11 protein-coding genes and 1 pseudogene are annotated in these 14,531 nt (G+C 43.2%); 2 read left to right on the forward strand and 10 right to left on the reverse strand.

The window, feature by feature from the left end; translation table 11 throughout:
• Positions 1 to 86: 86 nt before the first annotated feature.
• The 4 genes from tilS to NMK50_RS08705 all read right to left on the reverse strand — a co-directional run bounded on the left by tilS (position 87) and on the right by NMK50_RS08705 (position 5,327).
• Positions 87 to 1,601, reverse strand: a complete 1,515-nt coding sequence (tilS, locus tag NMK50_RS08690) for a tRNA lysidine(34) synthetase TilS (protein ID WP_254770125.1) — start codon at positions 1,599 to 1,601, stop codon at positions 87 to 89.
• Complete coding sequence (locus NMK50_RS08695) at positions 1,591 to 3,828, reverse strand: tetratricopeptide repeat protein (protein WP_254770126.1); 2,238 nt, start codon at positions 3,826 to 3,828, stop codon at positions 1,591 to 1,593. Before NMK50_RS08695 ends, tilS begins: the two co-directional genes overlap by 11 nt.
• Positions 3,829 to 3,867: 39 nt before the next feature.
• Positions 3,868 to 4,374, reverse strand: a complete 507-nt coding sequence (gene pal / locus NMK50_RS08700; RefSeq protein ID WP_254770127.1) for a peptidoglycan-associated lipoprotein Pal — start codon at positions 4,372 to 4,374, stop codon at positions 3,868 to 3,870.
• 200 nt (positions 4,375 to 4,574) lie between these two features.
• Positions 4,575 to 5,327, reverse strand: a complete 753-nt coding sequence (locus NMK50_RS08705; RefSeq protein ID WP_254770128.1) for a DUF1013 domain-containing protein — start codon at positions 5,325 to 5,327, stop codon at positions 4,575 to 4,577.
• A 438-nt stretch (positions 5,328 to 5,765) separates the two neighbouring features.
• Between NMK50_RS08705 and NMK50_RS08710 the strand changes: the two genes are divergently transcribed.
• Both NMK50_RS08710 and NMK50_RS08715 read left to right on the forward strand, forming a co-directional pair.
• Positions 5,766 to 6,512, forward strand: coding sequence for a YebC/PmpR family DNA-binding transcriptional regulator (locus NMK50_RS08710; RefSeq protein WP_254770129.1), 747 nt, complete (start codon positions 5,766 to 5,768; stop codon positions 6,510 to 6,512).
• A 1,212-nt stretch (positions 6,513 to 7,724) separates the two neighbouring features.
• Positions 7,725 to 8,270 (forward strand): annotated as a pseudogene (locus tag NMK50_RS08715) (integrase arm-type DNA-binding domain-containing protein); the annotation flags it as partial.
• Positions 8,271 to 8,337: 67 nt separating this feature from the next.
• Here NMK50_RS08715 and tolB read toward each other — a convergent pair.
• From tolB to ruvB, 6 genes are all read right to left on the reverse strand, one after another.
• Positions 8,338 to 9,663, reverse strand: coding sequence for a Tol-Pal system beta propeller repeat protein TolB (tolB, locus tag NMK50_RS08720; protein WP_374112172.1), 1,326 nt, complete (start codon positions 9,661 to 9,663; stop codon positions 8,338 to 8,340).
• A gap of 41 nt (positions 9,664 to 9,704) precedes the next feature.
• Entirely contained in the window at positions 9,705 to 11,372 is a 1,668-nt protein-coding gene (gene tolA / locus NMK50_RS08725; RefSeq protein WP_254770130.1) for a cell envelope integrity protein TolA, read from the reverse strand.
• A 72-nt stretch (positions 11,373 to 11,444) separates the two neighbouring features.
• Positions 11,445 to 11,894, reverse strand: coding sequence for a protein TolR (gene tolR, locus NMK50_RS08730; RefSeq protein WP_254770131.1), 450 nt, complete (start codon positions 11,892 to 11,894; stop codon positions 11,445 to 11,447).
• Between the two features lie 11 nt (positions 11,895 to 11,905).
• The gene (gene tolQ / locus NMK50_RS08735) at positions 11,906 to 12,619 is read right to left on the reverse strand and encodes a protein TolQ (RefSeq protein WP_254770132.1); all 714 of its coding nucleotides are present in this window, start codon (positions 12,617 to 12,619) and stop codon (positions 11,906 to 11,908) included.
• Between the two features lie 159 nt (positions 12,620 to 12,778).
• Entirely contained in the window at positions 12,779 to 13,216 is a 438-nt protein-coding gene (gene ybgC / locus NMK50_RS08740) for a tol-pal system-associated acyl-CoA thioesterase (RefSeq protein WP_254770133.1), read from the reverse strand.
• A 219-nt stretch (positions 13,217 to 13,435) separates the two neighbouring features.
• Entirely contained in the window at positions 13,436 to 14,530 is a 1,095-nt protein-coding gene (gene ruvB / locus NMK50_RS08745) for a Holliday junction branch migration DNA helicase RuvB (protein WP_254770134.1), read from the reverse strand.
• Position 14,531: the final 1 nt, after the last annotated feature.

The following is a 14,531-nucleotide window of genomic DNA, read 5'->3' on the forward strand; positions in this document are numbered from 1 at the left end:
TAAATTATTCTCCCTTAACATATAACCTTGTACGCCCCTTGCCAAGGGATGAGGAGACGTTTATTGTCTTTTAGCGTGATTTTTCTTTATCTTTTCACCTCGATATTAAAAAAAGGCTCCACAACATTCACCAGAGCGGCATCTTCACGTGATAAAAGCCAATCGAAGGGTGCCATAATCCGCTTGATATGAACATTTGAAGAAGAATGCGTTTGAGAAGTTAACTCTGGAATATCATATCCTTTGTCATTTGAAAACATTAACAATGATTGTAAAGAGGGGAAATGGGGATTTTCAAGATCAAGAGCGCTTTTTTGCAAAAGCGCTTTTAGCTGCGTCAAACCTGCGGCACCAATCTTGATGGGCTCTCCTCCATGATTGGTGATCTGATAGCGCCCATCCCATAGAAACGTTTTTCCAGGCTCAACAACCTCCTCTTTCATATTGCGAGATTCGCGCCAAAGAACAACTCCGCTCCTATTTGATTCAATGACAGCTCCAGCGAGAGTAAAGCGTTGCTTTTCTGAGGCGTCGAGACAGAGCTTTTGAGCAAGAATCCTCAATTTTTGAGCAGGAAGTAAATATGATCCCCCGCCCATCAATACAGCAAACAACCCAACGACAAAGGGAAAACTTGGATGTTGTTGTAAGAATGGCGCGGGTTTTGCAATAACACAACGTCCATAGGCAACAGCAATATCCAGAGCCAAAATGAGATCAGCAACAATTTTTACCTGTTGACGACGTTTTAATGCGGCTTCATGAACCTTTTGTACAATCTCGGCAAGTTTTTTTTGCTGAAGGGATTGACGCACACGCACGCGTTCAAAATTGCGATCTTCATTGGTTGGATCATCAATCCACCTTTTGCCCTTTAGGTGCAAATAAGTACGCAATGTTTGCCGCTTAACATCAAGGAGCGGACGAATCAAGCGTATTTCTCGACAAAGCAATGCCTCACGTGGAATACAAGATAACCCCCGCGCATACATCAACCCATCGTTTTTTTCAGCCATAAGACACATTTTTTGCGCACTCTTTTCTTCAACCTCTCTAGAAGAGATTCGACCACGCATACCTTCAAAGGATTCAGCGGATAAAACACCGGCAGATGCTCTCATATAATCGCCACCCGACATATTGGAAAAAGCAAGTTGCCGCCTCTCCTCTGTAACCTTCTGGAGACGTTGGCAACGCATTTGATAGGTTTCAACCTGATCATTGAGGGTATGCCCTGTCATAATAAGGGTTGCACCCTGTTTTTGCGCTTCTTTAAAGAGCAGGTTATAACGCGCAATACGCGCACTTGAAGCGATATGAGTCTTTGGTTTTTTTCCCTCCCACCGCACAATACGATGTTTAATGCGATGGGCACGACAAATTTCTGCAACGGTTAAAGCTTCACGGGTTGATTCTTTGCGTAATTGATGATCAACGGTAACAGCAATGATTTCCGGAGCAGAAGAGAGCGTTTTAAAATGGTCTTTGACTAAAAACAGCAAAGCCAGAGAATCGCTCCCTCCTGAGACAGCAAGAATCACCTTTTGACACTGGATAAAATCCGATGTTTTAAAGAGATTTCCTGCGAGTCTAACGCACACCGTGACCAACCTCGTTCCTTTTTACAGGTTTACAAAAGACAGCCTCCAACGTTTTAGGATATTTTGTTTTTTTCACTACAGCTGGACAAGCCTCTTTATTTTTCTCGAGAGTTACCATACTCAGTGCTAATTTCAACAAGATTTCAGAACTATAGAGCTGCTTTTTATCTGTATACCACGCAGTGAGATACACTTGTGCCGCTTCATGATAGCGTTTTTGTCCTAACAAAGCTTCTGCTAACCAGAACAATGCATCATCACTCAAAGGGTCTTTTTTATACCGCTGTTGAAAAGCACAGAAGGACTTTTCAGCATCAACATAGTTTGCCAAACGAAGAAAATCGTAGCCTTTTTTATACAACGCTTTAGAAGAGGAAAGTGAAGAATCCTCATCCATCTGCGCATTGCCATCATTTTTTTCTTGATGATTCTTCTCTAAAGGATTTTCCTGCAAATGGTCTTCTGTTTCCTTCACATCTTTATGGACTTCCTTCAGATGATCACCTGTTTTTTTCACATGGCCATAGATATCCTGTAAATGGCGTTCATAATCATGGCTTTCCACATTAGCAACACTCTCCTGGACATCTTTTACACTATGCTTGTGCCTCATATCTTCTTTTACAGCTGGCAAATTTTCATCCACAGTCGCACTTTCAAAAGCACAAGAATACACAGAAGCGTCTTTTTGATCAAAAAGCTTGTGGAATTGCTTTTGTACATTTTTCAAACTGTTATGTTCAAGCACGGTCCGTATATTCTGCAAGAGTTTATCCAAATCATAATCTTTAAACAGAGCCTTTTGATTTTCTAAAATAAACTCTCGACTTTGAATCATTCCCTGAAAAGCAGGGACTGTCGCAGCCTTTTCCACCACACCCGCAGCTTTATCACTAACATCAGCATCAGCCTTCTTCACCGCATCGACAGCTTTATCCGCAGCAGGCGCAGCCTTTTCTACCGCACCCGCGGCTTTATCACTAACATCAGCACCAGCCTTCTTCACCGCATCGACAGCTTTATCCGCAGCAGACGCAGCCTTTTCCACCACACCCGCAGCCTTATCACTAACATCAGCACCAACCTTCTTCACCGCATCGACAGCTTTATCCGCAGCAGACGCAGCCTTTTCCACCACACCCGCAGCCTTATCACTAACATCAGCACCAACCTTCTTCACCGCATCGACAGCCTTATCACTAACATCAGCACCAGCCTTCTTCACCGCATCGACAGCCTTATCCGCAGCAGACGCAGCCTTTTCTACCACACCCGCAGCCTTATCACTAACATCAGCACCAGCCTTCTTCACCGCATCGACAGCTTTATCCGCAGCAGGCGCAGCCTTTTCTACCGCACCCGCGGCTTTATCACTAACATCAGCATCAGCCTTCTTCACCGCATCGACAGCTTTATCCGCAGCATCAGCACCAACCTTTTTCACCGCATCGACAGCCTTATCCGCAGCAGGCGCAGCCTTTTCTACCGCACCCGCGGCTTTATCACTAACATCAGCACCAGCCTTCTTCACCGCATCGACAGCCTTATCCGCAGCAGGCGCAGCCTTTTCTACCGCACCCGCGGCTTTATCACTAACATCAGCACCAGCCTTCTTCACCGCATCGACAGCTTTATCCGCAGCAGGCGCAGCCTTTTCTACCACACCCGCAGCCTTATCACTAACATCAGCACCAGCCTTCTTCACCGCATCGACAGCTTTATCCGCAGCAGGCGCAGCCTTTTCCACCGCACTCGCGGCCTTATCACTAACATCAGCACCAGCCTTCTTCACCGCATCGACAGCTTTATCCGCAGCAGGCGCAGCCTTTTCTACCGCACCCGCGGCTTTATCACTAACATCAGCACCAGCCTTCTTCACCGCATCGACAGCTTTATCCGCAGCAGGCGCAGCCTTTTCTACCGCACCCGCGGCTTTATCACTAACATCAGCACCAGCCTTCTTCACCGCATCGACAGCCTTATCCGCAGCAGGCGCAGCTTTTTCCACCGCATCCGCAGCATCATCTGTAGCAGGCTCCGCCTTCTCCCCCGCAGCTTTATCGGTAGCATCAACGCCAGCCTTACTCTGAGCAGCAGAATCCGAGTTTTCTTTAGAATATTGCGAAGGCCATCGTGCCGCACTTTGGACAGACGAAGCAAAGCAAGTGATGAAAACAGCCACACACAAGGCTGTTTCCCAGTTTTTTTTACGCCATATTAACATCATTTTCTCCCCTTAAAGAATTAATTTTAACGATCGTTTCTATCATTGAAGAGTTGTAACAGCGCGACGATTTTGGTTCCAACAGGAAATATCATCACACACTGCGACAGGTCTTTCTTTTCCATAAGAAATTGTTTGAATACGTTGTGCAGACACACCAAGAGAAATCAAATAATTACGCACAGCAACAGCACGACGTTGCCCCAGTGCCAAATTATATTCACGCGTACCACGTTCATCAGCGTGACCTTCAATCATAATAGAATGATAAGGATAACGCAGTAACCATTCTGCTTGGCGCATTAAAATGCGTTCAGCATCAGGTTCAATTGAAGAAGAATCGAGACTAAAGAAAACGCGATCTCCCACGTTAACAGTAAACTCTTGTCCTGAACCCGCAGGGGCTTGATTAAAGCCAGCACCATTCAAATAAGCATTATTCATACCATTACGGTTGCCGACATGTTTTTCTCCACAACCAATCAACGACAAAGACATTGAAAGGAGGATGGCTAAGGGATAAAAGCCAATATTTTTGGTAGAGCGCATACGCTAATTCTCCTTAATTAATAAAATCGCAAGGATACCTTTTTTCAAAAGCGCTTTAAGAATAACCGTTAATTCCTAATGAAGAAAAAATTTTCCCACTTTTTACGACTTAGCATCCCTTTAATTTCTGCTGTTTTTCATCCTCAGCCTTGCAACACCCATGAAAAAACCACGCTTACGTTTCAAGATTGCACATCATCTCATTTATGATCTTCTTGCTGGTTTTTTTTGAGTGCATTGAGCTTTGCAAAAACTTTATCGGCATCAAAATTTTTGTTATGATCGTCTTCTCTCTGATATTCCCCATGTGCTTTCTCATGCGTTTCCCCATGTACTTGCCCATGTACTTGCCCATGTACTTGATTGAGAGCAACATTTTCTGTCACTGATGCAGGCAACAAAGACGGATCTTCTTCTGCCGCAACAGGACGATTTTTTGCCGCACGGTGGAGTTCGAAATCTAAATCAATTTGTGAGCATAGCCCCAATCCGACAGGATCGAGAGGAACCAAATTAACGCTATTCCAATGGGTTCTCAGACGAATTTGTTCAATCGTTGCCTTTGTTGTCCCAATCAACCGTGAAATTTGCGCATCTTTCAATTCGGGATGGTTCATCACCAACCACAAGATACCATTGGGACGATCTTGACGCCGAGAAAGAGGGATATAACGCGCACCTTTGCGTTTTTTTTCTGGAATATGCACTCTAGACTCGGAAATTTTTAAGCGGGCATTTTGATCAGCCTCCACCCGTGCGATTTCACTGCGCGTCAATTGCCCAGAATTAATGGGATTGAGACCTTTAATACCATGCGCTGCTTCACCATCGGCAATAGCCTTCACTTCTAAGACGTGCAATTTACAAAATTCTGCAATTTGATCAAAAGAAAGAGCAGTGTTATCAACCAGCCAAACAGCTGTTGCTTTGGGCATCAAAAGTTGCGTTGCCATTTCTACAATATCCTCTTAACTTCGCCTCTTTATGGAGTTCTTGAGGCAGATTATCGCCCCTTGTGGAGCACTAGATCTTTTTCTTACATACCGGTCTTTTTCACCCACACTTCAGTGAAAGCGAGAGATGAAATAAAACACTTTTACCATGAAATTATATACTGTTATAACCTGATTTTTAAAGAACGACAAGACACCTCTCTTATCAAGATCCTTAATAGAGGATCTTTACCTTTAACGCGATTTTTTTTATAAAGGATTTATTTGATCACTTCACCTTATGTTACGGTATGTTACAACATATTTATTCTGGTAATTTATTCTGGTAGGATAGGTCTTTCATTGCCTTAAATTCAAGGATACTCTCACAAGAACAACCGCAATAGAAACAGGGACAACCTCACGAGAAAAAGAGCCCTCAAAATTGGAAAGAAAACGATGGCAGGTCATTCACAATTTAAAAACATTATGCACCGTAAAGGGCGTCAAGATGCGATGCGCTCGAAAATATTTTCTAAGCTTGCACGTGAAATTACCGTTGCAGCCAAACAAGGTGCCCCCGATCCAGCCATGAATCCACGTTTAAGGCTTGCTGTCCAGAATGCGAAGGCACAATCAATGCCAAAAGACAATATTGAACGTGCCATTAAGAAAGCTTCAGGCGGCGATGTCGAAAATTATGATGAAGTGCGCTACGAAGGATATGGTCCAGGTGGTGTTGCCGTTATTGTTGAAGCCTTAACAGATAACCGCAACCGCACAGCTTCCAACGTGCGTGCAGCCTTCACCAAATCGGGTGGCGCCTTAGGAGAAACAGGTTCCGTGAGTTTTATGTTTAATCGCATTGGTGAAATCGTCTATAAGAGCGAAGCCGGAACGGCAGAGAGCATCATGGATGCCGCAATTGAAGCCGGTGCTGAAGATGTACAATCAGAAGAAACGGAACACCATATTACTTGTGCATTTGAAGATATTGGTGAAGTTTCCAAAATGCTTGAAGCAAAACTTGGTGAAGCAGAATCGATCAAAACGATTTGGAAAGCCATCACCCTTGCACCAGTAGATGAAGAAAAAGCTTTATCGGTTTTACGCCTTATTTCAACATTAGAAGAAGATGATGACGTACAAAATGTTTATGCTAATTTTGATGTCAGCGATGAGATTTTAGCAAAACTCTCTGGTTAATTTTTATCCAAACCCCGCACGCAAAACACCCGCCTATAAAGTGCCTGCGTACAAGGGCGTCTATAGGAAAAGAGGATGACGGGCGCTCTCTTTCTCCATGAGAGATGCGCTTATTTTCTGTGCTTTTTTGTACAAGCTGTCATCACCTAGCATTTTGCCCCAACACAGACAACACCTTACTTTAAAAGCAAAATATTTAAGACAGACAAACACTTTCAACCAACAACACCAATGCAACGAAAAACCAAAGCTCTCCGTTAATTTTTTCTCTGTCACTTTTTCAAGAAAATCTTTCCAAAAGCATTTCTAAAGGCTTTTCCCAAACACTCTTTATCAGCGAGAAACCATGACAACGTGACGGAGACGTGTAAAGTTTACAACAAGTGACAAATGTTATTTACCATGGGAACCACAGTATCGTACAAAACAACATTATAAAGTATAGCCACTATGATTTTATTTATTTTTTATCCCCTCTTGTATCTCTTAATGTTATAAATTTAAAAGATCCTCTCTCGGAGCTATTTTTTGGCCTTTAGCATGCTTCTTCCAAGCAAAGTTTGGGTTGAGACAGTAAGATCTATCAATCCCAATATGATATCCAACCGAAAGGATATCCATTCTACAATCTGATCAAAAGAGCGATTCATCTTGTTACACTTTGATGAAAAGGATATCTTCTTATGCCTATTGCCTTATACCAATTGTTTGAGCAAATTGCCTTTGAGGTAACGACTCAATTCCGTTTGATGAACGACAAAGAGATTTTCAAAATCAAGACGAGAAGCGAGAATAAAAAATACCTTGAGATCCTATTCGTTGAAATCGCCTTTTGCTCTTATAACCATTGGATATTAAGACATTGTCATCCATTTCTTTCTAGAACCGTTTGATCTTTTAGACACAACATAAACAACAAAATCATCCATAACATCGCCTGTTTTGCTGTCCATTGGGTATTATTTTCTCTCTGTATCTTTAAGCACACCTATTGTAAAAGAGCATGCCTTCCCTCTCAAACAGCAGGAACATAACAGTACAAATATTGATTTATAATGATAATTTACTGTTTTGTCTGTTAAATGAGACCCTCGAATATTGTAAGATTCTCTTAATTCAAATCCCCTTATGTTGAATCAAGTGAAATGATGTTTCTGCACGTCATAAGCGGGGTTGGTGTGTGGGGTGAAAACAGTCTAGAAAGGAGCAAAAATGCCTTTAATGAATCGTCTCAATACCAAGGGCTTTGCAACATTGGGGCTCGGTAAAGCGTATGAAGGTGCTGGTTTGCACCTTCATAAGCGTAAAGAGGTGGTGCGCAATGGCTTTACCCTTATACCCTTCACGGATAGCGTCGTGAAATGGACTTCTGTACTTTAAGAGATGTCTCTTTAAAACAAGCCCGTGAATTGGCAACACAATGGCATTTTGTTCTTTGTGAGGGGGCATTCTATTTTACGTGAGGGTCGTGACCCCATTCAAGAACGTGAAAAACAAAAGCGTGAGGCAATGCGTAATCTCCATTATTTAAAAGAGATTGCCGTGGATGCTTTTGAAAGCCGCAAAGCAGAATTAAAAGGTGATGGTAAAGATAGAGATTAGTTTTCACCTTTACAACTTCATATTCTCCCTAAATGAGTTTGTATGCCGGTTTCAGAGATTACACAAACCGATATACGCAATACGCTTGCCCCCATCTGGCATACAAAAGCTGGAGCAACTCGTAGAGCTCTCATTCGTCTTAATATTTGTTTTAAACAGATTACGCATGATCACAGAGCTCTGATGAACTTTCACACGGTTTGTTTTGATGAAAGGAACAGTATTACCGAACATTGAGCAATGGCGACCACGCTGGATCAGAAGCATCATTGGGTGTGTGTACTTGGCGTTCATTGCGTCCAGTAATATCAATGGTATAAAGTTTAGGGCCCTCGCCTGGATTTTTGCGAAAGAACATCAAGACACGACCATTGGGAGCCCAAGTTGGTCCTTCATTATGAAAACCTGTTGTGAGAATTCTTTCTCCTTGTCCATCAGGGTGCATAACACCGATAGAGAATTGTCCGTCCAATTGTTTCGTAAAGGCAATATAATCACCCCGTGGTGACCAAATGGGTGTGGAATAACTTCCCTCTTTTGAGGAAATACGTTGGACATTGGTCCCATCCGCATTCATGGTATAGATTTGCGGTTTTCCACTACGGTCAGATGAAAAGGCAATTTTTGTTCCATCTGGTGAATAAGAAGCGGATGTATCGATAGCTGAAGTATCCGTAAGGCGCATTGTTGTGCGTGTCCGCAAATCCATGGTGTAAAGATTGGCACTCCCATCATTTTGCAACAAACTCATAATGACTTTTCGTCCATCTGAAGAAAAACGTGGTGCAATTGTCATATTTTCAAAGGTGCCTATTAGCTCATTTTGCCCTTTTTCAATTTGTTGAAGATAAACATGGGGCACTTGATTGCGTTTGTAAGCCATATAGGTAATTTCTTGCCGTTTGGGTGAAAAACGCGGTGTAAGCACCAACTCATGACCATCAGAAAGATAAAGCAAATTTGCTCCATCTTGATCCATAATCGCTAAACGTTTAATACGTGCATTTTGCGGACCTGTTTCATCTATAAAAACAATCTTCGTATCAAAATAACCACTTTCCCCTGTCATTTCGCTATAAATTTCATCGGCAATCATATGGGCAACACGCCGCCAATATTCTGTAGCAGTATAAAAACGCCGTCCTTTAAGTTGTCGCTGTCCAAACACATCCCACAAACGAAAATCAACTCTCAATCGTCCATCGGTTTCTCTGATAACCTGTCCGCTAACCAAACCTTGCGCTTTTATTTTTTTCCAATCCGCAAAATGGGGTTGCTGAGAAGGATTGACGAATTTTTCCAAAAAAGATTCCTTATCAAGGGGTTGGAAAAGCCCTGACCGTTCAAGATCGGCTGTAATCACAGCAGTGATTTTCAACCCTATCGAATCGTTAGAAGTAAAATCCGCAATAGCAATAGGAATAGGATTAAAGTCAGCGCTAGAAATAGTGCCTTTGAGCTGTGCTGAAGCGCATGAAAAACTCGAAATCCACACCCCCAAAATAATAATAAACCAAGAAAAAAATTTGTATCTCGTTATCGTTATCATGGAATGTATCCTTTCATTTCGAGAAAAAATATCTCTTTCTTTCATTGTGTTATCTCTTGAAGGGGATCAACATTAAAATCGAAACCCTGCCCCCATAGATCATATTGATCACGGGGAAGATCTGCATAGGGTTGACATGAAAAAACAGCTGCATACACCTGTCTTACCATAATGGCTTTCTGACTTTGTGCACCGCTTAACGGATCAATAATGGGATCTCCCACAACCATTCCTTCACGGTTTAGATAAAATCGCAACCGCACCGCTGGACGGTTTTTTAAATCACCACCAAGCGCCACAAGTTTAAGCTTCTGTTGAATACATCCCCCAACAATGCTGACCAATGTTTGTGCCATTTTTGTGGTATCATTGATATTTTTTCTCGCTCCCAAAGCTTCAGGTGTCGTGGAACGTTTTGCCCCACCGCCTTGCGTTCGTGCACGATTCAACAGATTATTTTCTTCCATTGCCAAAATATCTTCAATTGTCTCACTCTCCATGTGTTGGTTGTTCTTTTTTGTTGCTTGCACATTTTGAAAAGCAGGCTTTTTATCAGACTTCGGTTTGAAGTGAGGAAGAGGGAATTTATCGGGCAGCGTTATTTGGGGCGTTTGTGGACGCGCTGGTGCTTGTTCTATAGAGGCTTTGGGGATGGTGAGAGCAGGCTCTTGCGGCAATGTTCTTTTTTCATTTTTGCGCATCTCCAAAGGCGCATCAGGCAGCACCTTTGGCGCTTCCTCTTGCGGCGTCTCCAAAGGCGCATCGGGCAGCACCTTTGGCGCTTCCTCTTGCAGCGTCTCCAAAGGCGCATCAGGCAGCACCTTTGGTGCTTCCTCTTGCAGCGTCTCCAAAGGCGCATCAGGCAGCACCTTTGGTGCTTCCTCTTGCAGCGTCTCCAAAGGCGCATCAGGCAGCACCTTTGGCGCTTCCTCTTGCGGCGTCTCCAAAGGTGCATCAGGCAGCACCTTTGGCGCTTCCTCTTGCGGCGTCTCCAAAGGCGCATCAGGCAGCACCTTTGGCGCTTCCCCTTGCGGCGTCTCCAAAGGCGCATCGGGCAGCACCTTTGGCGCTTCCTCTTGCGGCGTCTCCAAAGGCGCATCGGGCAGCACCTTTGGCGCTTCCTCTTGCGGCGTCTCCAAAGGCGCATCAGGCAGCACCTTTGGCGCTTCCTCTTGCGGCGTCTCCAAAGGCGCATCGGGCAGCACCTTTGGCGCTTCCTCTTGCGGCATCTCCAAAGGTGCATCAGGCAGCACCTTTGGCGCTTCCTCTTGAGGAGGCTCTATTTTTGGCGGCATTTCCGTTTTTGCTTGTGAGAATTCTTGCTCTATCAATTCTGGTGAAGATTTTTCCGGTACGTCTTCTTTTCCTGGTGGTGGAGGTGTTGTATCAACAAGTCGTGGTTTTTCGTTTGGTTTAAAAGGCGCGAGACTATCGAGTTTTCCTTCTCCAAAATAACGAGCATCTTCTTTTTCTTGTGGTTTGGTCGTTGGTTTTATTGCTGGAACAGCACCCACAGGAGCATCCACTGCCCCTTGCTGTGAAGAAAGCTCTTGCGTTACAGGAGCAAGGGTGATGGGAATTGCTTCCAATTGTTGTGGCAAAGAGACCGCACTGATGAAATGGACACTCGCCCAACTGAGCAAAATCCCATGTATGACAAGGGATAAAGCCAAGCCTCGTTTCATGCTATGATAAGAGTCTTTGTTCATCTCCATGCCTTGTGTTTTTTATTAAAAACTTTTTACTGCTTTGCATACAACCTGTAACAGTTCATCACACTCTTATTGTGCCAAACTGGCCAAAGCGACTTGCGAAAAACCTGCTTTTTGAATATCGGCGAGCAATTTTAACACTTGTTGATATTCAACAGTTTTCGCCGCACGCACAAAAATACGTTTATTCTTTTGTCCAGGTTCAGAATCCAATTTGGCTTTAAGTTGTGCAATCAGAGCTTCAGCTGTTTCATAATAGTCCTGATTGATAGCAAGACGCCCTTGCGCATCCAATGAAACCGTAAGAGGCGTGTCTTGCATTTGCACGGGTCCCGCTTGACTATGAGGCAAATCCAAGGGCACCCCGTTGACCAAAAGGGGAGCAGAAACCATAAAAATAATCAACAGCACCAACATAACATCAACAAATGGCGTAACATTAATCTCACTCATCAATTGGCTATGTGAATGATGCCGTCTGCGTGTCTTTTTTTGCGAAGAAGCAACAGAAATTCCCATAAAAGCCCCCTTTATAATGGTGAATGTGATGTGGTTGTTTCATCAATACGTCGTGAGACAATGGTCGAGAATTCATCAGCAAAGTTTTCTATTTGTGTAATAATTCGCGCACTTTCATGAACCAGTTTGTTATAAGCAATAACCGCTGGAATTGCGGCAAACAACCCAATAGCGGTAGCCAAAAGTGCTTCTGCAATGCCTGGAGCAACGATAGCCAATGAGGTATTTTGAGACGCTGAAATAGAAAGAAAGGAACGCATAATACCAATCACCGTTCCAAACAGCCCAATAAAAGGTCCTGCCGATCCAAGGGTCGCGAGAAATCCTAATTTTGCTTCTATTTTTGCACTTTCACGTCCCAGCGTGAGATCCATCGCCTTATCAATGCGACTTTGCAAACTTATTGAAGTATGAATGCCCTTTTCAAGAGATTTTTGCCATTCCACCATTGCTGCCATAAAAACAGCAGAGATACTGCTGGTACGCCGACTTTTACATTCTGCATAAAGATCTTCTAATGCCTTACCCGACCAAAAGACGCGTTCAAATTGTTTTATGTCACGCCGTATTCTTCGATAGGTCAAGATTTTATCAAAAATAATAGCCCAACTCCATACAGAAGCAAGCAACAAGCCAACCATCACAGCTTTAACAGCAAAACCCGCTTGCATAAACAAATGCAATATTCCAATCACCTCTGGATTTGTTAATTCTACATGCGGCATTCTTTTGGTCCCTCTCAATGAAAGATTGATTTATTAAAACTTAATAAAGCAGATTGTTTTATAGTTTCTAAATTTCAGAAAAAATTTCACTCTCTGCTCAGCCAAAGCATCGATACCCAAAGCATCAAGACAATGTTCATTTTTGAACAGAGTACAATTTTAAACAAGCATTGTTGAAAAAAGCTCTTTTGGTAAACGTCGTGGTTTTCCTAGCTCGTTAATGAGGGCAATTTCAACTTTTGCTGTTACCAACATCTCATCCTCACGCATCAGCACCTGTTCCATAAAAAAGCGTGCTCCTTTACGACAATTGATCCGTGTTTTGATTGTTAACAGATTATCAATTTGCGCGGGACGTAAAAAATTGATATCCAGATGACGAACCACAAAAAACCGTTTTTCTCCCTCCACTCCTGATGCTAGCATCTTGTTATTAAAACCTGTCTCCCGTAAAAATTCTGAACGTCCGCGTTCAAAAAACTCCAAATAGCGTGCATGATAAACCACACCAGAGAAATCTGTATCAGCCACATAAACACGTACCTGAAAATTATGAAAAGTGTTTGTATAATCATTTTTAAAAGAAGACTTTTCCATCACCTACACCATCCCATTCTTTGAAGTCGTAAATTATCTCTTATATCACATCATTGACGGTATTTTTGTGTTAAAATCGTGGAAGTGAAAACATATGCTCCCTCCAAGATTCCAAGCTTATTCTATACACTCCCCCACAGCCCCTATAGAGACAACATCCCCATACAGACACTCTATTGTTCTCTATAATCAACACTGCCCGCTTTAAAAAACACTCTTTTAGTCATCTTCTTCATCCCACAGTGTCGTTTGAAGGGATGAATTGTTTTGTCTCTCAACCAATGGAGTACGTTTTTGTATTGAAACTGTAGTGATCGGAGCAGACAATCCCAAATGTCCCCAAGCTTGTTCTGTAAGAATCCGCCCTCGTGCCGTGCGTTGTATAAAACCTTGCTGAAGCAGATAGGGTTCAATAATATCTTCAATGGCATCCCGCGGTTCTGAAAGAGCAGCCGCAATCGTTTCAATACCCACCGGACCACCTAAAAAAGTCTCCGCAATCAGCAGCAAATAACGACGATCAAGCGGATCGAGCCCTAAATGGTCAACTTCAAGACGAGACAGCGCTTCATCGGCTACTTTTTGATCAATTTCTCCGGCTCCTTTAACCAGAGCAAAGTCACAAACCCTGCGCAACAATCGCCCAGCAATGCGTGGTGTCCCACGTGCACGACGGGCAATTTCATGGGCACCATCATCACTAATATTTACGGCAAAAAGCCGTGCATTGCGTTTTACGATATATTCCAATTCCTCTATGGTATAAAAATTAAGACGGATTGGGATACCGAAACGATCTCGTAATGGGGTTGTCAACAACCCCAAACGGGTCGTTGCCGCCACTAAGGTAAAATTCGCAAGATCAATTTTAACCGAACGGGCTGCGGGTCCTTCGCCAATGATAAGATCCAGCTGATAATCTTCCATAGCTGGATAAAGAATTTCCTCAATTGCTGGACTTAAACGATGAATTTCATCAATAAAAAGCACATCACGTTCTTCTAGATTGGTCAAAAGAGCCGCTAAATCTCCTGCTTTAGCAATAACCGGTCCTGAGGTAGAGCGAAAATTAACACCCAATTCTTTAGCCATAATTTGTGAAAGGGTTGTTTTCCCCAATCCAGGAGGACCAACAAACAAAACATGGTCGAGTGCTTCTTGGCGCGCCTTTGCCGCTTCAATAAATATTTTCAAATTTGCCCGCGCCGCCTCTTGACCAATAAAGTCATCAAGCACTTGTGGCCTTAAGGAACGATCTGGGTCGTTAGGAAGGGGAATGGCCCCCAACAGGCGTTGTTCTTCATCTTTATGCATT

Source organism: Bartonella harrusi (assembly GCF_024297065.1).
Classification (GTDB): Bacteria; Pseudomonadota; Alphaproteobacteria; order Rhizobiales; family Rhizobiaceae; genus Bartonella; species Bartonella harrusi.